Raw genomic sequence first — 19,220 nt, 5'->3', positions numbered from 1 at the left:
TTGTGCTTCATGCTCAGGTACGTGCTGAACGAGTCCGACGTCGGCGCCGTGCGCTTCGGCATCTCGCCCCTGTGCGAGCTCGGCCTCTCGCTGCGTGCCGTCATGGTGCCCGCCGGATTCCCGTTGCAGCTGCCCTGGCTCCGGCGCACCGAGGAGGCCCGTGCCGAGCTCGACCTCGAGGTGCTCCAGGCGCTCATCGACGAGCGGCTCTGGACGCCCGACTTCCTGAACCCGCGCCCGGCCTCGCCGCTCACCCGCATCGACGACGAGTTCGCCGCCCTCGAAGCTCTGCCGCTCGAGGTGTTCCTCGCCGACCTCGTCGCCGTGCACGGCCGGATCCCGGAGGCGCTGAACGGGCCCCCGCGCGCGGCGTTCCGGCGGGTCGTCCGCGCGCTCCGCGAGCTCTGGACCGCGACCTTCGAGCCCTACTGGCCGCGCATGCGCACCGTGCTCGAGGCTGACGTCGTCTACCGCGGCCGGCAGATCGCCCAGGGCGGGCTGTCGACCATGCTGAACGGCATCTCCTCCACGGTCGACTACGCCGACGGGGTCGTCGCGGTGCGGCTGCGCGACCCCGCCGACCGCGTGCAGCCCATCGACGGCAACGGGCTCACCCTCGTGCCGACGATGTTCACCCGGCGCGCGTCCGCGCCCGTCGGCGAGGGGCCGCCCATGCTGATGTACCCGGCGCGCGGGCAGGGCGCGCTCTGGGAGACCGAGCCGGTCGCGAATCCCGCGGCGCTCGCCGGCATCCTCGGCGAGACCCGTGCGAAGCTGCTCGCGGCGCTCGGCGACCCCGCCTCCTCGACCGAACTCGGCGTGCGTTTCGGCGTGACGACGAGCGCCGTGAACCAGCACCTGCGCGCGCTCCGCGACGCCGGCCTCCTCGTGGGCACCCGCTCCGGCCGGAGCGTGCTCTACCTGCGCAGCGAGCTCGGCTCGGCGCTGCTCGCGGGGCGCAGCGCGTAGCCCCGCCCACCGCTCGGCCCACCGCTATGCTCTGGCCATGCGCATCGCCTTCGCGGTCCTGCGGCTCGTCGCCGCCGCGGCCATCGTCGTCGCCGTGGTCGGCCAGTTCGTCAAGAGCCTCTCGCTCGTGCCCGAGCCCGGCGTGTTCCTGGTGAACTTCTTCAGCTTCTTCACCATCCAGTCGAACCTGATCGGCGCCGTCGTGCTCGTCGTCGGGGCCTGGCTCGCCTTCCGCGGGCGCGACGACTCCCCGGCGTTCGCGCTCGTGCGCGCCTGCGCGACGACGTACCTCACGACGACGCTCGTCGTGTTCAACCTGCTGCTGCGCGACCTCGCGCTCGACCAGGCCGCGACGGTGCCGTGGTCGAACGAGATCCTGCACGTCTGGGCGCCGCTGTACGTGCTGCTCGACTGGGTGCTCGCGCCCGGGCGGCGCCCCATCGCCTGGCGCCGGCTCTGGCTCGTCGCCGTCTACCCGCTCGTCTGGGCGGCGTACACGATGCTGCGCGGCGCGCTCGTCGGCTGGTACCCGTACCCGTTCCTCAACCCGGACGTCGCGCCCGGCGTCGGCTACGACGGCGTGCTCGTCTACGTCGTCGCGATCGCCGCGTTCATCCTGCTGATGGGGGCCGGCGTGCTCGCCCTCAGCCGCACGAGCTGGCCGTACCGGGCCGACCCGGCGCTCAGCGGCGCGGCGGGTTCGCCTCGAGCCAGCGCGCCACGCCCTCGCGAATCCGCGCGCTGAGCGCGGGGATGCCGTCCTCCCGCGGCGGCACGACGACGAGCTCGGCGTGCAGGCCCGCCGCCCAGCGCTCGCCGAGCTCCAGCGGGTGCACGGGGTCGCGCTCGGCGGCGACGACGAGGGAGCGGATGCCCGCCCCGGGCACGCCCGCGAGCTCCGCGTCGTCCGAGAACGCACGGTTGCGCGGTACCTCGACGAGGCGCACGGCCCGCTCGGCCGCCCGTGGCGAGCCGAACTGGCTGAGCAGCGCCCGCGCGCCCGCCGGGGAGCGGTGCTCCACCGCGCGGTAGTGCCAGCTCTCGCGGAAGTCCTCGACCGCGGCCGGGCCCCGGTCGTGCAGCAGCTGCCCGATCACGGGGAACGGCCGGAGATGCTCGGGATAGGACGTGTCGTCGAAGGAGGGGCGCACGAACACCGCCCGGTCGACGGGCAGCAGACCGCGCAGCGCGATGCGCAGGGCGAGGGCGGCGCCCATCGAGATGCCGAGGAGTGTCACCGGACCCTCGGCGAGGCCGGGGTCGAGGGCGAGCGCGTCGGCGACGGCCTCCTCGGCGAGCCGGTCGAGCGCGAAGTCGCCGGGCTCGCCGATGCGGGTCGAGTCGCCGTGCGCCCGGACGTCGGTGGCGAGGAGGCGCACCTCGGGCCCGTCGACGCCGAGCAGCGGCGGGGCGAGCAGCTCCAACGGTTGGCGACGGTCGGCGCCGAGTCCGTGCAGGAGCAGCGCGGTCACGCCAGGGCGCCCGGGCGGTAGAACGAGCGGTCGTGCTCGCGGGGCTGCTGGACGGGCGGCCGCGGCCCGATCGCCTCGAGCAGCTCGCCGGCGAGGGTGACGAGGCGCTGGATCTCGTCGTCGTCGCGGTCGACCCAGCGGCAGCGCGGCTCGGGCTCGACGGGCACGAAGTCGTCGTGCTGCTCCCAGACGACGAGGGTGCGCTCGGCGCCGAGCACGTACTGCTGCCACCAGACCTGGCGGAGGTACGAGCGGGGGATGGAGCGCCAGGGCTTCGAGGTGGTCTTGATCTCGCAGAGCGTCAGCCGGCCGGCCGCGTCGGCGACGAGTCCGTCGGGCGTGGCGAGGTGGCGGCGCTCGGTCTCGGCGTGGAACAGCAGGCTCGACGGCAGGATGCCGTGCGTCTGCCTGACCCAGGCCGCGATCACGGGCTCGCGCTCGCGGCCGTGATCGGTGAAGCGGCTGCCGCCGAAGCTGCGCCGCGAGCCGTGCAGCTTCTCGTGCGCGGCAGCACGGACCGACTCGCGGGTGGCGAGCTTCGCGGCATCCGTCGCGGTGATGCCCTGGCTGCGCGCCCGCAGCCAGGCGACGCGGTCGCCCGAGTCGGCGACGATGCGCCGCTCGTGCGGATGCGGCTCGTGCCGGAGCGCCTCGGACACCCTCGGGGCGACCTCGTCGAGGTCGAAGAGGGCGAAGGGCTCGGTCACCCTCCGAGGGTACCGCCGTCGGGCGACGGCGGACGCGGCGGCCGCGGGTGTTGACGACCGCGGGATCGCGTCGTACGCTTTGGAATCGATTCCGGAATCGATTCCATCCCCCAATCACCGAGTCCGCACGTTCAATGAGGAGTGACATGGACACGACCGCCCCCTCGCCCACGAAGGCCCCAGCGGCCTCCTGGCGCGCCGTCACCGCCAGCACCATCGGATCGGTGCTCGAGTACTACGACTTCTTCGTCTTCGGCACGCTCTCCGCCCTCGTCTTCGGGCAGGTCTTCTTCCCGGCCGGCGACGCCGGGGTCGCCACCCTGCTCTCCCTCGCCACCTTCACGGTCGGCTTCATCGCCCGACCCCTCGGCGGCATCATCCTCGGCCACTTCGGCGACCGCATCGGCCGCAAGCGCGTGCTGCTGTTCACCTTCATGCTCACCGGCACCGTCACCGTGCTCATCGGCGTGCTGCCGACGTACGCGCAGATCGGCGTCGCCGCGCCCATCCTGCTCGTCGTGCTGCGCGTGCTGCAGGGCATCGGCATCGGCGGCGAATGGGGCGGCGCGGCCCTCCTCGCGGTCGAACACGCCCCGACCGCCCGGCGCGGCTTCTTCGGCAGCCTCGTGCAGGCCGGCGCCCCGATCGGCGTCATCCTCTCGAGCGGCGTCGTCGCCCTGCTCACCGCCACCATCGGCCTCGAGGCGCTCGTCGCCTGGGGCTGGCGCATCCCCTTCCTCGCGAGCGCGCTGCTGCTCGTCGTCGGCGTCTTCCTGCGCCTGAAGGTCGACGAGAGCCCCGAGTTCGTCGCCGTGCAGGAGAAGAAGGAGGAGGCGAAGCTGCCCGTCTGGGAGGCCACCCGGCGCTACCCGAAGGAGATCGCAGCGGCGGTCTTCATCCACACCAGCGACACCACCCTGGGCCTCATCCAGGGCGTCTTCGTGCTCGGCTACGCCTCCGGCGCCCTCGGCATGGACCCCACCGTCGTGCTGCTCGCGAACGTGTTCTCCTCGCTCACGAACCTCGTCACCACGCCGATCGCCGGACACCTCGGCGACCGCTACGGCCAGCGCCGGCTGCTCATGGTCGGGCTCGGGCTGCTGGTGCTCTGGGCGTTCCCGATGTTCTGGCTCATCGGCACCGAGACCGTCGTCGGCCTCTTCGCGGCGACGGGCGTCAGCGGCATCCTCGTCGGCCTGCTGTTCAGCCAGCAGGCGACGCTCTTCGCCGACCTCTTCGAGCCGCGCGTGCGCTACTCGGGCATGTCGCTCGGCTTCCAGCTCGGCACCGTGCTCGGCGGCGGCTTCGGCCCGCTCATCGCGCAGGCGCTCACGAACGCCGCGGGCGGGCAGACCTGGTCGGTCTCGAGCTACCTCGTGCTCGTCGCCGTCGTCGCGCTCGTGTTCACCGCGATCGTGAAGCCGCGCTTCGGCTCGCACGCCGTGCTGCCGCTGCCGGAGCCGGCGGCGCGCAGCCACGCCGGCTGAGCCCCGGCACCACTCCCGCGACCAGGCATCGGCCGGGGCATCCGCCCGGCCCGGAAAGGCACCACCATGTCGACCACGCATCCCGACTTCCCCGGCCGGATCGGCACCACCGTCGCCGAGTCCACCCCGTGGTGGCCCGAGCGGCGCGAGGGGCCCAAGCGCCCGAACGTCGTCGTCGTCATCCTCGACGACACGGGCTGGGGCGATCTCGGCTGCTACGGCTCCGAGGTGCGGACGCCGACGATCGACGCCCTGGCCGATGCCGGCCTCCGCTACACGGGGTTCCACGTCACCCCGCTCTGCTCGCCGACCCGCGCCGCCCTGCTGAGCGGGCGCAACCACCACGGCATCGGCATGCGCTTCCTCGCCGACACCGACACCGGCTTCCCGAACTCGCGCGGCTCGATCCGCCGCGACGTGCCGCTGCTGCCGGAGGTGCTCCGGGGCGAGGGCTACGGCACCTACCTCGTCGGCAAGTGGCACCTCGCACCGCTGCACGAGATCACGCCCGCCGGCCCCTACGGCAACTGGCCGCTCGCCCGCGGGTTCGACCGCTACTACGGCTTCCTCGACGGCTGCACCGACCAGTACGAGCCCGAGCTCTTCGAGGACAACCACCCCGCTCCCGTGCCCGAGCGCGAGGGCTACCACCTCAGCGAGGACCTCGCCGACCGCGCCATCGGCTACGTGCGCGACCACCTCGCGTTCCGGCCCGGCGACCCGTTCTACCTGCACCTCGCCTTCGGTGCGACGCACGCACCGTTCCAGGCCCCGCGGGAGTTCATCGAGCAGTACCTCGACACCTTCACCGCCGGCTGGGACGAGACGCGTCGCGCCCGCCTCGCCCGGCAGATCGAGGCCGGGCTCGTGCCCGAGGGCACCCCGCTCGCCGAGCGCAACGAGGGGGTGCGCCCCTGGGCCGAGCTCGACGAGGACGAGCGCCGCGTCTACGCCGCGCTGCAGGCGGCGTTCGCCGGGTTCCTCGAGCACGCCGACGCGCAGCTCGGCCGCGTCGTCGCCGCGCTGCGCGAGTTCGGCGAGCTCGACGACACGATCGTGCTCGTCACGAGCGACAACGGCGCCAGCCGCGAGGGCGGGCCCGGCGGCGACGTCGACACCAACGCGCCCTACAGCGGCATCCGCCGCCCGGCCGCCGAGCTCGTCGGGGAGCTCGACCGGGTGGGCACCCTGACCGGCGGCTCGCACTACCCGGAGGGCTGGGCGATGGCGGGCAACACGCCCTTCCGCCGCTACAAGCAGTTCGTCGACCTCGGCGGGGTGCGCTCGCCGCTCGTCGTCTCCTGGCCGAACGGGCCGGGCACGCCGGGCGGGGTGCGCCGGCAGTTCGTGCACGCGATCGACATCGCGCCGACGCTCTACGAGCTGCTCGGCATCCAAGCGCCCGGCGAGCTCGACGGCCGCAGCGTCGCCGCGACCCTCGCCGACGCCGACCGCCCGGCCGGACGCAGCACCCAGTACTGGGAGACGCTCGGCCACCGGGCGATCTGGCACGAGGGATGGCGCGCCGTCACCGCGCACGTCCCCGGCACCGACTACGCCGACGACGAGTGGCGGCTCTACGACACAGCCGCCGACTTCGCGGAGGCCACCGACGTCGCGGCGCGCGAGCCCGAACGGCTTGCCGAGCTGCAGGAGCTGTGGTGGCGGGAGGCGCGCCGGCACGACGTCTTCCCGCTCGACGACCGGCCGCTGCACGAGGTCATCGAGGCGCGCGGGCCGATCGGCCTCTACGCCGAGCGGCGGATCGTGCTGCGCCCCGGCCAGAGCCACGTGCCGTTCCCGAGCGCCGTGACCGGCTCGAACCGCTCGATCGACGTGCGGGCGCGGTTCCGCGCCGACGCCTCGGCCGCGAGCGGCGTGCTGCTGTCGAGCGGCAACGCGCAGGGCGGCTACGTGCTCGCGCTGGAGGACGGCGTGCTCGCCTTCGCCCACTCGGCGCTCGGCGAGACCGTCGAGCTGCGCGCCTCACGGCCCCTCGCACCGGGCGAGCGGGAGGCCGGGTTCCGGCTGCGTTCGCTGCCCGACCTCAGCGGCGAGCTCGTGCTCGAGTCCGGCGGCGAGGAGCTCGGCTCGGCGCGGATCCCGCGCACTGGGGCGCACCTGTCGTTCTGGGGCCTCGACGTCGGCCTCGCGCCGGTCAGCGCCTTCAGCCCGCTGCAGGCCGTGCCGGTCGACCCCGCCCTGCTCGAGCTCGTCGCGATCGACGTGCACCCCGCGGCCGACGACGCCGCCGAGTACGCCGAGCTGATCCTGGCGAGCGAATGAGCGCGCGGCCGATCCCTGTCGTGCTCGACGTGGACACGGGCGTCGACGACGCCCTCGCCCTGCTGCTCGCGGTGCGCCATCCCGCCCTCGAGCTCCTCGCGATCAGCTGCGCGGGCGGCAACGTGCCGCTCGCCCAGGTCGTGGAGAACACCCGGCGCGTGCTCGACCTCGCCGGCGCGCCGCCCGTGCCGATCGCCGCGGGCATGCACCGGCCGCTCGTCGAGACGCCGCAGCACGCGAGCTATGTGCACGGAGCCACGGGGCTCGGCGCCCTGGAGCTGCCGCCGAGCAAGCGCGAGGTCGAGCCGGTGCACGCGGTCGAGCTGCTGCGCCGCACGCTGCTCGCCGCGCCGGAGCCGGTCACCGTGATCGCCCTCGCGCCGCTCACCAACGTCGCGGTGCTGCTGCGGATGCATCCCGAGGTGGGGCCCCGCATCGCGCGGATCGTCATGATGGGCGGCGCGATCGGCGCCGGCAACGCGACCGCCGCGGCGGAGTTCAACGTCTGGCACGACCCCGAGGCCGCCGAGATCGTGCTCACGAGCGGCGTGCCCGTCGTGATGTACGGGCTCGAGCCCTTCTACCGCGCGACGGTGCCCGCCGAGCGGATCGCGGAGCTCGGCCGTTCGGCCGATCCGGTCGCCCGCGCCGCGGGCTCGCTGCTCGCGCACCTCGCCGGGGTCACCGAGGACGAGGGCCGGGTCGACGGGGTCGGGGCCGCGGCGATCGGCGACGCCGGCGCGGTCGCGGCGGTGATCGATCCGACGCTGCTGCAGCTCCGGCGCTCGCCCGTGCGCGTCGCGCTCGCCGAGGGGCCGACGCGCGGCTGCACCGTCGTCGACCTCCGCAGCGGGCTCGGCGCGGGCGGGGAGACGACGAAGGATGCCGAGAGCCACGTCGAGGTCGTGCTCGACCTCGACGGCGCGCGCTGCGCGGAGCTCTTCCTCGCCGCCGTCGACGCCGGTGCGGCGGTCCCGGCTCGATAGGATCGCGGATGTGACGGCACCGGAACGCGGCCAGGCGACCATCCTGGATGTCGCCCGGCTCGCCGGCGTCTCCCGCACCACCGTCTCCCGAGTGCTGAACGAGCCGGAGCGGGTCACGCCGGACACGCTCGCGAAGGTGCGCGCCGCCGCGGACCGGCTGAACTTCGTGCCGAGCGCCGCCGCCCGGAGCCTCCGGAACGGGCGGACCGGCACCATCGCGCTCCTCGTGGGCGACGTGTCGCAGCCCTTCCACGGCGGCCTCGCCAAGACGATCTCGCACGAGGCCGACGACCTCGGCTACAGCGTCATGCTCTACGACCTCGCGCACAGCGAGACCCGCCTGCGACGGGTGCTCGAGAAGCTGCCGAAGCAGGGCGTCGACGCGGTCGTGCTCGCGACCGCCGACGCGCTCGTCGAGCCCGAGACGCTGCAGGCGCTCGACGTGCTGCACGAGCACGGCATCCCGGTGCTCACCACCGTCGACCGCGACGACGCGCGGCACGCGCTGAGCCTCGGCTTCGACTACCGCGAGCCCGCGAGGGCGGCGACGAGCGCGATGGCCGGGTCGGGGCACGGTCCCGTCGCCCTGCTCGTCGGCGCCGGCATCGGCCCGCTCGGGCGGCAGCTCGTGGCCGGCTACCTCGACGCGCTGTCGCCCGGCGCGCCCGAGCTCGTCGTCGAGACGCCGTACGACTTCGACGGCGCGCAGGCGGCCGCCGCGGCGCTCCTGGACCGCTCGAGCGTGGGCGGCATCCTGGCCGCGACGGTGCCGATGGCGATCGGCGCGATCCGCGCGGCCGAGGTGCGCGGGTTGCGGGTGCCGGACGACCTCGTCGTGCTGAGCGGCGAGGAGGTGCCGCTCGCCGCCCAGGTGCGGCCGGCGATCACGACCCTGTCCGCGGGCGCGGAGCGCAACGGGCACGCGATCATGCGGCTGCTCGCCGACGCCCTCGCCGGGCGGGACGCCCCGCGCCCGCCGCTCGAGGCCGAGCTCGTCGTGCGCGAGTCCTTCGTGCCGGCGCGGTAGCCGCGCGGCTCAGCGGGCGGCGAGCTGGTCGACGCCCTCCGGCGAGAGCACGTGCTGGATGGCGAGCATGCTCGCGCCGAGCACGGCCGCGTTCTCCGCGGCCGCCGACTGCACGATCTGCAGGTGCTCCGTGGCGAGCGGCATCGAGCGGGTGTAGACCGCCTCGCGCACGCCCGCGATGAGGTGCTCGCCGGCGCGGGCCATCGAGCCGCCGATCGCGATGACGGAGGGGTTGATGAGGCTCACCGAGGCGGTGAGCACTTCGCCGATGTCGCGGCCCGCCTGACGCACCGCCTGGATGGCGTCGAGGTCGCCGCGCTGCACGAGCGCGACCACGTCGCGGCCGCCCGCCGCGTCGAGCCCGCGCTCGCGGAGGGCGCGGGCGATCGCGGGGCCGGAGGCGAGCGCCTCGAGGCAGTCCTGGTTGCCGCAGCTGCAGGGCACGCCGCCGCCGCGCGAGACGCGGACGTGGCCGATGTCGCCGGCGATGCCCTGCGCGCCGCGCTGCAGCAGCCCGCCCGAGATGATGCCCGCGCCGATGCCCGTCGCGACCTTCACGAACATGAGATGGTCGGTGTGCGGCCAGGCGGCCTGGCGCTCGCCGAGGGCCATGATGTTCACGTCGTTGTCGACGAGCACGGGCACCTCGAGGTGCTGCTGCACCCAGCCGGGCACGTCGAAGCGGTTCCAGCCGGGCATGATCGGCGGGTTCACCGGTCGCCCGGTCGAGTGCTCGACCGGGCCGGGGATGCCGATGCCGATCGCGACGAGCTCGGTGCGGTCGCGGCCGAGCTCGCGGAGCATGGCGACGCCCGTCTCGACGAGCCAGCCGAGCACGGCCTCCGGCCCCTCGGCGATGTCGATCGGCTCGCTGCGCTCGAGGAGCACCGCCCCCGTGAGGTCGGTGATGGCGAGGGTGGCGTGCGAGGCGCCCAGGTCGGCGGCGAGGACGACGCGGGCGCTGGGGTTCAGGGCGAACTGCGAGGGCGGCCGGCCGCCCGTGGAGGCGGCGTCGGCGACGGGGGCGACGAGGCCGAGGCGCATGAGCTCGTCGACGCGCGCGGCGACGGTCGAACGCGCGAGGCCGGTGGCCTGGGCGAGGGCGGCACGGGTGCGCGGCGCGCCGTCGCGCAGCAGCTGGAAGAGCTCGCTCGCCCCGGAGGTGCCGGGCGCGGACACCCGACTCGTGTCGACCATGTATCGAGTAAAGCACACCGCCTTGACGCTCCCGCCCATCACAAATTCGGAACGAAGAAATCAACTTTTGATTTTTGACTAGCAAAAGTCGGCGAACCGTGTCACGATGTGCAGCATGACAACGGACGTCAGCGCTCCAGCCCGTGCGGTCCACGCCGGCATCATCGGCGGCGGCTTCATGGCGGCGGTGCACTCGCGGGCGGCGCGCGCCGCGAGCGGGGCGCTCGCCGGCTCCGCCTCCTCCTCCGCAGGACGGGCGGCCGAGGCCGCCGAGCGGCTCGGCATCGCCGCCGCCTACGACTCGGCTGAGGAGCTGCTCGCCGACCCGGCGATCGACGTCGTCCACGTCTGCACGCCCAACACGACGCACGCCGACTACGCCAGGGCCGCGCTCCTCGCGGGCAAGCACGTCATCTGCGAGAAGCCGCTCGCCACGAACGCCGCCGACGCCGCCGAGCTCGCCGGGCTCGCGGCCGAGCGCGGCCTCGTCGCCGCGGTCCCCTTCATCTACCGCTTCCACCCCATGGCCCGCGAGGCCAGGGCGCGGATCGCGACGGGCGACGCCGGCCCCCTCCTCAGCGTGCACGGCGCCTACCTGCAGGACTGGCTCGCCGACCCGCAGGCCGACGACTGGCGGGTCGACCCCGCGCTCGGCGGACCGTCGCGGGCGTTCGCCGACATCGGCTCGCACCTCGTCGACCTGCTCGAGTTCGTCGCCGGCGAGCGCATCCTGCGCCTGAACGCCCGCACCCGCACCGTCTACCCGAACCGCGCCGGCCGCGACGCCATCGCCACCGAGGACCTCGTCGCCGTCGTCGTCGAGCTCGCCGGCGGGGCGATCGGCACCCTGCTCATCTCGCAGGTCGCGCCCGGTCGGAAGAACGCGCTCGTGGTCGAGCTCTCCGGCGCCCGCGAGACGGTGCGCTTCGAGCAGGAGCGCCCCGAGCGGCTCTGGCTCGGCCGGGTCGAGGGCTCGGTGCTCGTCGACCGCGATCCCGCCCGGCTCTCGAGCGACGCGGCCCGGCTCTCCCTCGTGCCGGCGGGGCATCCGATGGGCTATCAGGACGCCTTCAACGCCTTCGTGGCCGACGCCTACGCCGCCATCGGCGGCGCCCGGCCCGACGGCCTGCCCGACTTCGGCGACGGCCTCCGCTCCGCGCGGGTGACCGAGGCCGTGCTCGCCTCCGCCCGGAGCGGCGACTGGGCGGAGGTGGCGGCATGAGCGAGCCGATCCTCGTCGCCGAGGGCCTCGAGAAGTCCTTCTTCGGCGTGCAGGTCCTCCGCGGCGTCGGCCTCACCCTGCACCCGGGCGAGGTGCACGGGCTCATCGGCGAGAACGGCGCCGGCAAGTCGACGTTCATGAAGATCCTCGCCGGCGTGTACCAGCGCGACGGCGGCACCGTGCGCATCGCCGGTGCGGAGGTCGACTTCCAGCACCCGGTGCAGGCGGCCGAGGCCGGTCTCGCCACCGTATTCCAGGAGTTCAACCTGCTGCCCGAGCGCACCGTCGCCGAGAACGTCTTCGTCGGTCGCGAACCGCGCCGCTTCGGCCTCGTCGACCGACGGCGGATGGTCCGCCAGACCGAGCAGCTGCTCGCCGAGCTCGGCATCGACTTCATCGACGCGGATGCCCCGGTGCGACGGCTGAGCGTCGCCGAGCAGCAGATCGTCGAGATCGTGAAGGCGCTCTCCGTCGACGCCCGCGTGATCCAGATGGACGAGCCGACCGCCGCGCTCGCCGACCACGAGGTCGAGCTGCTCTACGCGATCGTCGCCCGGCTGAAGGCCAGGGGCGTCGCCATCCTCTACGTCTCGCACCGGCTGAAGGAGATCTTCGACCTCTGCGACACGATCACGGTGCTGAAGGACGGGGCGCTCGTCTCCACCGGCCCGGCCGCCGAGCTCGACACCGACGAGCTCGTGCGCCGCATGGTCGGCCGCCCCATCGAGACCTACTTCCCCGAGGCGGAGCCCGGCACCGAGCTCGGCGAGCCCCGGCTCGTGCTGCGCGGCGCGGGCAACGGCTACGTCGACGGCATCGAACTCGAGCTGCGCGCCGGCGAGATCGTCGGCGTCGCCGGACTGCAGGGCTCCGGCCGCACCGAGCTCGCCGAGGCCGTCTTCGGCATCGCCCCGTTCACCCGCGGCACCATGGAGCTCGACGGCCGGGCCATCCGCGTCACCGGCGCCCGCCAGGCCGTCCGCGAGGGCCTCGCCCTCGTCACCGAGGACCGCAAGGCCCAGGGCCTCGCCCTGAACCAGTCCGTGCTCGACAACGCGCTGCTCGTCATCCGCTCCGTGTTCTCGCGGCGCACCGCCGCGGTGCGGCGGGAGCTGCCGGGCGTGCTCTCCAGCCTCGAAGTCGCCTCCCGCGGCGTCGAGCAGGAGGTGCAGTACCTCTCCGGCGGCAACCAGCAGAAGGTCGTGCTGGCCAAGTGGCTCGCCACGAACCCGCGCGTCGTGCTCATGGACGAGCCGACCCGCGGCATCGACGTCGGCGCGAAGGTCGCCGTCTACCGGCTCATGCGCCGGCTCACCCGAGAAGGAGTCGCTATCCTCATGATCTCCTCCGAACTGCCAGAGGTGATCGGCATGTCCGACCGCATCATCGTGATGCACGACGGGCGCGCCTCTGCCGAACTGCCCGCGCGCAGCGACGAGGCCACCATCCTCGCCGCCGCCACCGGCACCCTCGCCGCGATCGAGCCCGGGGGAGGGGCGGCATGAGCACCGCGACCCCCACCGCCCGCCGCCGGCGCGGCCGCCTCGACTCCTCGCTCGTCGTCGGCATCGCGCTCGTCGTGGTGATCGCGATCGGCGCGGTGCTCGTCGCCACCGTCGGCCGCAACTTCTTCAGCCCCGGCAACATCCGCGACATCCTCACCGGCATGAGCGTGCTCGGCTTCGTCGCGATCGGGCAGACGCTCGTCGTGCTCTGCGCCTCGCTCGACCTCTCCGTGCTCTATGTGATCAGCCTGTCGAGCCTCATCGCCGCCGATCTGATGGCCGGCAACCCGGCGAACATCCCGCTCGCGCTCGCCGTCTCGCTCGGCGTCGCCGCGCTCATCGGCCTCGCGAACGGGCTCATCGTGACGAAGCTGAAGGTGAACGGCTTCATCGCCACCCTCGGCACCGGGCTCATCATCAAGGGCTTCCTCGACTCGAACTACAAGGGCACGAGCGGCGACGTCCCGATGGAGTTCCGGCTCATCGGCGCCACCGGGCTCGGCCCCGTGCCGGTGTCGACGATCCTGATGCTCGCCGTCGCCGTGCTCGTGTGGTTGTTCCTCAGCCGCACCCGCACCGGCCACCACATCTACGCCGTCGGCGGCAACGAGCAGGTCGCCCGGCTCTCCGGCATCCGCACCGCCCGGCCGGTGATCGTCGCCCACGTGCTGTGCTCGATGAGCGCGGCCCTCGCCGGCCTGCTGCTCGCCAGCCGTTCCGGCGTCGGCAACCCGACGTTCGGCGCGCAGGGCGGGTACGACCTGCTCTCGATCGCGGCGGTCGTGCTCGGCGGCACCCTGCTGCTCGGCGGCCGCGGCTCCGTGTGGGGCACCATCGGCGGCGTCGCGATCTTCGCCGTCGTCGACAACGTGATGAGCGTCATGCAGGTGAACCCCTTCCTGAAGGACGTCGTGCGCGGCATCGTCATCGTCGCCGCCGTCGCGGTCTACGCGAGCCGCTCGGTCGAGCGCCGCCGGCCGCGCTTCGACGGCGGCGGTGCGCCGCCGGCCGACACCGCCGCGTCCGCCGACCCCGCCAACCGCGCCGCCGACCGCGCCGGGGCCGCCGAGCCCGCCGCCGCGGAAGGAGGGGTCCGATGACCGCCGCCACCGAGCTCCGCCCGAGCGCCGGGCAGCGTCTCGCGGGTCTCGCCCGCACCCTGATCAGCCCCCGCGGCGCCGTCTTCCTGCTGCTCGTGCTGCTGCTCGTCGCGATCGCGGTGCTGAACCCCTCCTTCGCCGAGCCGAGCCAGTTCATCCGCTTCATCCAGCGGGTCGCCCCCGTCGCGATCGTCGCGATCGGCCAGTACTTCGTCATCGTCGGCGGCGAGTTCGACCTCTCGATGGGCTCGGTCGTCACCGCCCAGGTGGTGATCGCCGGCAACCTCATCGGCCAGGACGAGTCGAAGGCGCTGCCGGTGCTCGCCCTCATGCTCGGCTTCGGCGCGGTGATCGGCCTCGTGAACGGGCTCATCGTCTCGTTCCTCAAGGTGCCGAGCTTCATCGTCACCCTCGGCATGATGCTCGCCCTGCTCGGCGCGGTCCTCTACTGGACCGGCGGCGCAGCGACCGGCAACCCCGCCGACGGCTTCCGCGAGATCGGCCGCGGCGGCATCCGCGGCATCCCGGTCATCGACATCCTGCCGTGGTCGGTCGTCATCCTCGTCGTGGTGCTCGCGCTCGCCGTCTGGTTCGCCCGGCGCCCCTTCGGCCGCACCATCATCGCCCTCGGCGACAACCCCACGACCGCGCGGTTCTCGGGCACCCGCAGCTGGTGGGTGAAGACCTCGACGTTCATGATCTCCTCGCTCTCGGCGACGGTCGCGGGCGTGCTCCTCGTCGGCTACGCCGGCGTGCACCCCTCCGTCGGCCGCGGCTACGAGTTCACGGCGATCACCGCGGTGGTGCTCGGCGGCGTCGTGCTCGGCGGCGGGCGCGGGTGGGTCGTCGCCGCGGCGGCCGGCGCCTTCGCCCTCGAAGCGCTCTTCACGCTGCTGAACTTCGCCGGCGTGCCCTCGACGTACCGCGACGCGGTGCAGGGCGCGATCATCATCCTCGCCGTCGCCTACTCGGCGACCACCTTCCGCGCCAGGCGCCGCGGCCGGGCCCTCGAGGCCCCGGTCGGCCAGCCGCCCGGCGTCCCGCCGAGCCCGGCGGCCCCAGAGACTTCGCCCGCATCCGGAGCGAAGACGGACGACTCCCCGGAGACGCCCGCCACCCCTGCACCCATTCCCTCGACGCAGAGGGCAGACAACGAAACCAAGGGAGGTTCGTGATGCGACGCAGGTTCACCGTGGCATCCGCCATGGTCGGCGCCGTGGCGCTGATGACGCTCGCCGGTTGCACGACCGATCCGAGCGTGACCGACTCGAGCGAGGCGCCCGAGTCCAGCGAGGAGGCCTCGGTCGAGTGGTTCGACCAGGCCCTCTTCGACAAGCAGAACGCCGAGCGCACCGTCGTGCCCGAGGGCCCCGACGGGCAGCCCTGGCTGCAGACCATCAACGCGGAGCTCGTCGACACTGCGCAGTTCGCGAGCACCGGGCCCAAGAAGGCCTGCTTCGCGAACGCCTCGATCTCGAACCCGTGGCGCCAGACCGGCTGGATCACCATGAACCAGCAGCTCAAGGTGCTGCAGGACGCGGGCGTCATCAGCGAGATGGAGACCCGCGACGCGCAGGACTCCGACGACACCCAGATCGCCGACATCGACTACTTCATCGACGAGGGCAACTGCGACATCTTCCTGATCTCGCCGAACTCGACGGCGGCGATGACGCCCGCGGTCGAGCGCGCCTGCGACACCGGCAAGCCCGTCGTGGTCTTCGACCGCGGCGTGCAGACCGACTGCCCGGTGACCTTCATCCACCCGATCGGCGGCTTCGCCTGGGGCATCGACACGGCCGAGTTCCTGATCGACAACCTCGAGAAGGGCGACAAGGTGGTCGCGCTCCGCATCCTGCCGGGCGTCGACGTGCTCGAGCAGCGCTGGGCCGCGGCCGAGAAGCTGTTCGACGAGGCCGGCATCGACGCGGTCGATTACTTCACCGGTGCGGACCCGGCCGAGATCAAGAAGATCATCTCGGACGAGCTCGCCAAGGGCGAGGTCAAGGGAGTCTGGATGGATGCCGGTGACGGCGCCGTCGCCGCGATCGAGGCCTTCGAGGACGCCGGTGCGGACTACCCCGTGATGACGGGCGAGGACGAGATGAGCTTCCTCCGCAAGTGGAAGGAGACGGGCCTCACCGGGCTCGCCCCCGTGTACTCCAACTTCCAGTGGCGCACGCCGCTGCTGGCCGCGCAGAAGATCTTCGCGGGCGAGCAGGTGCCGGCCGAGTGGGTGCTGCCGCAGTCGCCGATCACCGCCGAGGAGGTCGACCAGTACCTCGCGCTGAACGAGGGCATGCCCGACGGGCACTACGCCAAGTTCGGCGGCGAGGACCTGCCGGGCTACCCGCAGGTCTGGGAGGACCGGGTCATCCCGTAAGCCGGCGCTGGGGGAACACGCCGATCGCGTATCGGGGCCGCGGCACGCGCCGCGGTCCCGATACGCTCACCATCGACACGAGCGCCGGCGAGGGCGAGGCGCTGCGAGGAGGCCGCATGCGCCGCATCATCGGCGTGAACACCTGGGTGTGGGCATCGCCCCTCACCGACGAGAACCTGCCGGAGCTCGCCGCGAAGGCGGCCGGGCTCGGCTTCGGCGCGATCGAACTCCCCGTCGAGCAGCCGGGGGACTGGGCGCCCGAGCGGGCCGCCGAGGTGCTGGCCCGGCACGGGCTCGCCCCGATCGTGGTCGGCGCCATGGGCCCCGGCCGCAACCTCCTCGCGGCGCCCGGCTCCGAGATCGTCGCGACGCAGAACTACCTCGTGCACTGCCTCGGCGTCGCCGAACGGCTCGGGGCGCGCGTCGTCGCCGGCCCGTTCACCTCGGCCACCGGACGGGCGTGGCGGATGGATGCCGCGGAGCGCCGCGAGCGGATCGAGGAACTCCGTCGCAACCTCGCGCCGGTCGTGCGCCAGGCGGAGGCCCGCGGCATCCGCCTCGCCGTCGAGCCGCTGAACCGCTACGAGACGAGCCTCGTGAACACCGTCGAGCAGGCGCTCGACGCCCTCGGCCCGCTGCTCGGGCCGGGCCTCGGCCTCGCGCTCGACAGCTACCACCTGAACATCGAGGAGCGCTCGATCGGCGACGCCATCCGCGCCGCGGGCGAGCACCTCGCGCACGTGCAGGTCTGCGGCAACGACCGCGGCCCCGTCGGCGACGACCACCTCGACTGGCCGGCCTTCCTCGACGCCCTCGACGACGCCGGCTACGCCGGCCCGCTCGGGCTCGAGAGCTTCACCGGCGAGAACGCCACCATCGCGGTCGCCGCCTCAGTCTGGCGCCCGCTCGCGGCTTCGCAGGACGAGCTCGCCGCGCGAAGCATCCGCTACCTCCAGGCACTGCAGGACGAAAGGGCACGGGCATGACCGAGACGACCGCATCCTCGACGGGCGCGAACGGGGGCCACCCCGTCACCCTCTTCACCGGCCAGTGGGCCGACCTCCCGCTCGAGGAGGTCGCCCGGCTCGCCGCCGGCTGGGGCTACGACGGGCTCGAGCTCGCCTGCTCCGGCGACCACCTCGACCTGAAGCTCGCCGAGGAGGAGCCCGGCTACCTCGCCGAGCGGGTCGAACTGCTGAAGCGGCACGGCCTCGAAGTGCACGCCATCTCGAACCACCTCACCGGCCAGGCGGTCTGCGACGACCCCATCGACTTCCGGCACGAGGCGATCGTGCGGCGGTACACGTGGGGCGACGGCGACCCCGAGGGGGTCAGGCAGCGCGCCGCCGAGGACATGAAGCGGGCTGCCCGGGTGGCCCGGCGCCTCGGCGTCGACACGGTCGTCGGCTTCACGGGCTCGTCGATCTGGCCGTACGTGGCGATGTTCCCGCCGGTGCCGGCATCGGTGATCGACGCGGGCTACGAGGACTTCGCGACCCGCTGGAATCCGATCCTCGACGTGTTCGACGCCGAGGGCGTGCGCTTCGCGCACGAGGTGCACCCCTCCGAAATCGCCTACGACTACTGGTCGAGCGTGCGCACGCTCGAGGCGATCGGCCGGCGGGAGGCGTTCGGCTTCAACTGGGATCCCTCGCACATGATGTGGCAGGGGATCGACCCGATCGGCTTCATCGTCGACTTCGCCGACCGCATCTACCACGTCGACTGCAAGGACACCCGGCTCCGCCCGCCCACCGGCCGCGCCGGCATCCTCGGCTCGCACCTCGCGTGGGGCGACCCGCGGCGCGGCTGGGACTTCGTCTCGACGGGGCGCGGCGACGTGCCCTGGGAGGACGCGTTCCGCGCCCTCGACCGGATCGGCTACACCGGGCCGATCTCGATCGAGTGGGAGGATGCCGGGATGGACCGTCTGCACGGCGCCCCGGAGGCGCTCGAGTTCGTGCGCACGCAGCTCTTCCCGCGGCCCACCGCCGCCTTCGACGCGGTCTTCTCGAACCAGTAGCCCCTGGCCCCCTGAGCCCGTCGAAGGGCGCCCGGTTCCCCTGGTTCCCTGAGCCCGTCGAAGGGAACTCCGCCGCTTCGACAAGCTCAGCGAACCACCGAGCTCAGCGAACCACCGGGCTCAGCGGCCCCCCTCCGTCACCACCCCGTCGCGGAGGTGCAGCCGCCGCTCCGCCCGCCGCGCTACGGCCGAGTCGTGCGTCACGATGACGAGGGTGAGCCCGCGATCGCGGCGGATGCCCTCGAGCAGCTCCAGGATCTCGTCCCGCGTGGCCTCGTCGAGGGCGCCCGTCGGCTCGTCGGCGAGCAGCACCTCGGGCTCCTTCACGAGCGCCCTGGCGATCGCGACGCGCTGCTGCTGCCCGCCGGACAGCTCGCCCGGCATGTGCCCGGCCCGCTCCGCGAGCCCCACCGCGGCCAGTGCCTCGCCGGCCCGCCGTGTGCGTTCGGCCGCGCCGACGCCGAGCGGTGCGAGGGCGGCCTCGACGTTCTCCTGCGCGGTGAGCGTCGGGATCAGGTTGAATCCCTGGAACACGAAGCCGAGCTGCGCCGCGCGCACCCCGGCGAGCTTCGCGTCCGGCAGGTGCGACAGCTCGGCCTCGCCGAGTACGACCCGTCCGCTCGTCGGCCGGTCGAGTGCGCCGAGCATCTGCAGCAGCGTCGACTTGCCACCGCCGGTGGGCCCCTGGATGGCGACGTGCTGCCCGGCCGGGATCTCGAGCGTCACGTCGTTCAGCGCGGTCACGGTGCGCTTGCCCTGGTACTGCTTGGTCACGTGCTCGAGCCGGTACATGGCGGTGCTCCTCTGGGTCGGGTCGCTCGGCGGGGCGCTCGTGGCGCTGGGCGGGGTGGATGCC

17 protein-coding genes are annotated in these 19,220 nt (G+C 73.4%); 13 read left to right on the top strand and 4 right to left on the bottom strand.

The window, feature by feature from the left end; all coding sequences use genetic code 11:
- The first annotated feature begins 9 nt into the window (after window positions 1-9).
- Both ACFWE1_RS15025 and ACFWE1_RS15020 read left to right on the top strand, forming a co-directional pair.
- Complete coding sequence (locus ACFWE1_RS15025; protein ID WP_376934213.1) at window positions 10-969, top strand: DUF5937 family protein; 960 nt, start codon at window positions 10-12, stop codon at window positions 967-969.
- Window positions 970-1,006: 37 nt separating this feature from the next.
- Window positions 1,007-1,714 (top strand): Pr6Pr family membrane protein, encoded by a 708-nt coding sequence (locus tag ACFWE1_RS15020; protein ID WP_376934212.1) that lies wholly within the window; start codon window positions 1,007-1,009, stop codon window positions 1,712-1,714.
- Here the strand turns inward: ACFWE1_RS15020 and ACFWE1_RS15015 are convergent.
- The gene (locus ACFWE1_RS15015; RefSeq protein WP_376934211.1) at window positions 1,653-2,441 is read right to left on the bottom strand and encodes an alpha/beta fold hydrolase; all 789 of its coding nucleotides are present in this window, start codon (window positions 2,439-2,441) and stop codon (window positions 1,653-1,655) included. The genes ACFWE1_RS15020 and ACFWE1_RS15015 overlap by 62 nt on opposite strands.
- The gene (locus tag ACFWE1_RS15010; protein ID WP_376934311.1) at window positions 2,438-3,100 is read right to left on the bottom strand and encodes a YqaJ viral recombinase family protein; all 663 of its coding nucleotides are present in this window, start codon (window positions 3,098-3,100) and stop codon (window positions 2,438-2,440) included. The genes ACFWE1_RS15015 and ACFWE1_RS15010 overlap by 4 nt, the downstream gene beginning before the upstream one ends.
- 194 nt (window positions 3,101-3,294) lie before the next feature.
- On the opposite strand from ACFWE1_RS15010, the gene ACFWE1_RS15005 reads away from it, so the two are divergent.
- The 4 genes from ACFWE1_RS15005 to ACFWE1_RS14990 all read left to right on the top strand — a co-directional run bounded on the left by ACFWE1_RS15005 (window position 3,295) and on the right by ACFWE1_RS14990 (window position 8,934).
- Window positions 3,295-4,635, top strand: a complete 1,341-nt coding sequence (locus ACFWE1_RS15005) for an MFS transporter (protein WP_376934210.1) — start codon at window positions 3,295-3,297, stop codon at window positions 4,633-4,635.
- Between the two features lie 66 nt (window positions 4,636-4,701).
- Complete coding sequence (locus ACFWE1_RS15000; protein WP_376934209.1) at window positions 4,702-6,921, top strand: arylsulfatase; 2,220 nt, start codon at window positions 4,702-4,704, stop codon at window positions 6,919-6,921.
- 20 nt (window positions 6,922-6,941) lie between these two features.
- The gene (locus tag ACFWE1_RS14995; protein ID WP_376934208.1) at window positions 6,942-7,907 is read left to right on the top strand and encodes a nucleoside hydrolase; all 966 of its coding nucleotides are present in this window, start codon (window positions 6,942-6,944) and stop codon (window positions 7,905-7,907) included.
- A gap of 10 nt (window positions 7,908-7,917) precedes the next feature.
- Window positions 7,918-8,934, top strand: coding sequence for a LacI family DNA-binding transcriptional regulator (locus ACFWE1_RS14990; protein ID WP_376934207.1), 1,017 nt, complete (start codon window positions 7,918-7,920; stop codon window positions 8,932-8,934).
- Window positions 8,935-8,943: 9 nt separating this feature from the next.
- Here the strand turns inward: ACFWE1_RS14990 and ACFWE1_RS14985 are convergent, their stop codons facing one another.
- Window positions 8,944-10,131 (bottom strand): ROK family protein, encoded by a 1,188-nt coding sequence (locus ACFWE1_RS14985; RefSeq protein ID WP_376934206.1) that lies wholly within the window; start codon window positions 10,129-10,131, stop codon window positions 8,944-8,946.
- Window positions 10,132-10,246: 115 nt separating this feature from the next.
- On the opposite strand from ACFWE1_RS14985, the gene ACFWE1_RS14980 reads away from it, so the two are divergent.
- From ACFWE1_RS14980 to ACFWE1_RS14950, 7 genes are all read left to right on the top strand, one after another.
- Window positions 10,247-11,353 carry a Gfo/Idh/MocA family protein gene (locus ACFWE1_RS14980; protein WP_376934205.1) on the top strand — a complete coding sequence of 369 codons (1,107 nt, stop codon included), beginning with the start codon at window positions 10,247-10,249 and terminating at the stop codon, window positions 11,351-11,353.
- Window positions 11,350-12,858 carry a sugar ABC transporter ATP-binding protein gene (locus tag ACFWE1_RS14975; RefSeq protein WP_376934204.1) on the top strand — a complete coding sequence of 503 codons (1,509 nt, stop codon included), beginning with the start codon at window positions 11,350-11,352 and terminating at the stop codon, window positions 12,856-12,858. The genes ACFWE1_RS14980 and ACFWE1_RS14975 overlap by 4 nt, the downstream gene beginning before the upstream one ends.
- Complete coding sequence (locus tag ACFWE1_RS14970) at window positions 12,855-13,958, top strand: ABC transporter permease (RefSeq protein ID WP_376934203.1); 1,104 nt, start codon at window positions 12,855-12,857, stop codon at window positions 13,956-13,958. The genes ACFWE1_RS14975 and ACFWE1_RS14970 overlap by 4 nt, the downstream gene beginning before the upstream one ends.
- Entirely contained in the window at window positions 13,955-15,133 is a 1,179-nt protein-coding gene (locus ACFWE1_RS14965) for an ABC transporter permease (RefSeq protein WP_376934202.1), read from the top strand. Before ACFWE1_RS14970 ends, ACFWE1_RS14965 begins: the two co-directional genes overlap by 4 nt.
- Entirely contained in the window at window positions 15,133-16,341 is a 1,209-nt protein-coding gene (locus ACFWE1_RS14960; protein ID WP_376934201.1) for a substrate-binding domain-containing protein, read from the top strand. The genes ACFWE1_RS14965 and ACFWE1_RS14960 overlap by 1 nt, the downstream gene beginning before the upstream one ends.
- Window positions 16,342-16,457: 116 nt before the next feature.
- The gene (locus ACFWE1_RS14955; protein WP_376934200.1) at window positions 16,458-17,327 is read left to right on the top strand and encodes a sugar phosphate isomerase/epimerase family protein; all 870 of its coding nucleotides are present in this window, start codon (window positions 16,458-16,460) and stop codon (window positions 17,325-17,327) included.
- Window positions 17,324-18,364 carry a sugar phosphate isomerase/epimerase family protein gene (locus ACFWE1_RS14950; protein ID WP_376934199.1) on the top strand — a complete coding sequence of 347 codons (1,041 nt, stop codon included), beginning with the start codon at window positions 17,324-17,326 and terminating at the stop codon, window positions 18,362-18,364. Before ACFWE1_RS14955 ends, ACFWE1_RS14950 begins: the two co-directional genes overlap by 4 nt.
- A gap of 120 nt (window positions 18,365-18,484) precedes the next feature.
- Here the strand turns inward: ACFWE1_RS14950 and ACFWE1_RS14945 are convergent, their stop codons facing one another.
- Window positions 18,485-19,156: an ABC transporter ATP-binding protein gene (locus ACFWE1_RS14945; RefSeq protein WP_376934310.1), complete on the bottom strand. Its 672-nt coding sequence runs from the start codon at window positions 19,154-19,156 to the stop codon at window positions 18,485-18,487.
- Between the last annotated feature and the right edge of the window lie 64 nt (window positions 19,157-19,220).

It is taken from the genome of Agromyces sp. NPDC060279 (assembly GCF_042726785.1).
Classification (GTDB): Bacteria; Actinomycetota; Actinomycetes; order Actinomycetales; family Microbacteriaceae; genus Agromyces.
This window is presented reverse-complemented; position numbering and strand designations above follow the sequence as displayed.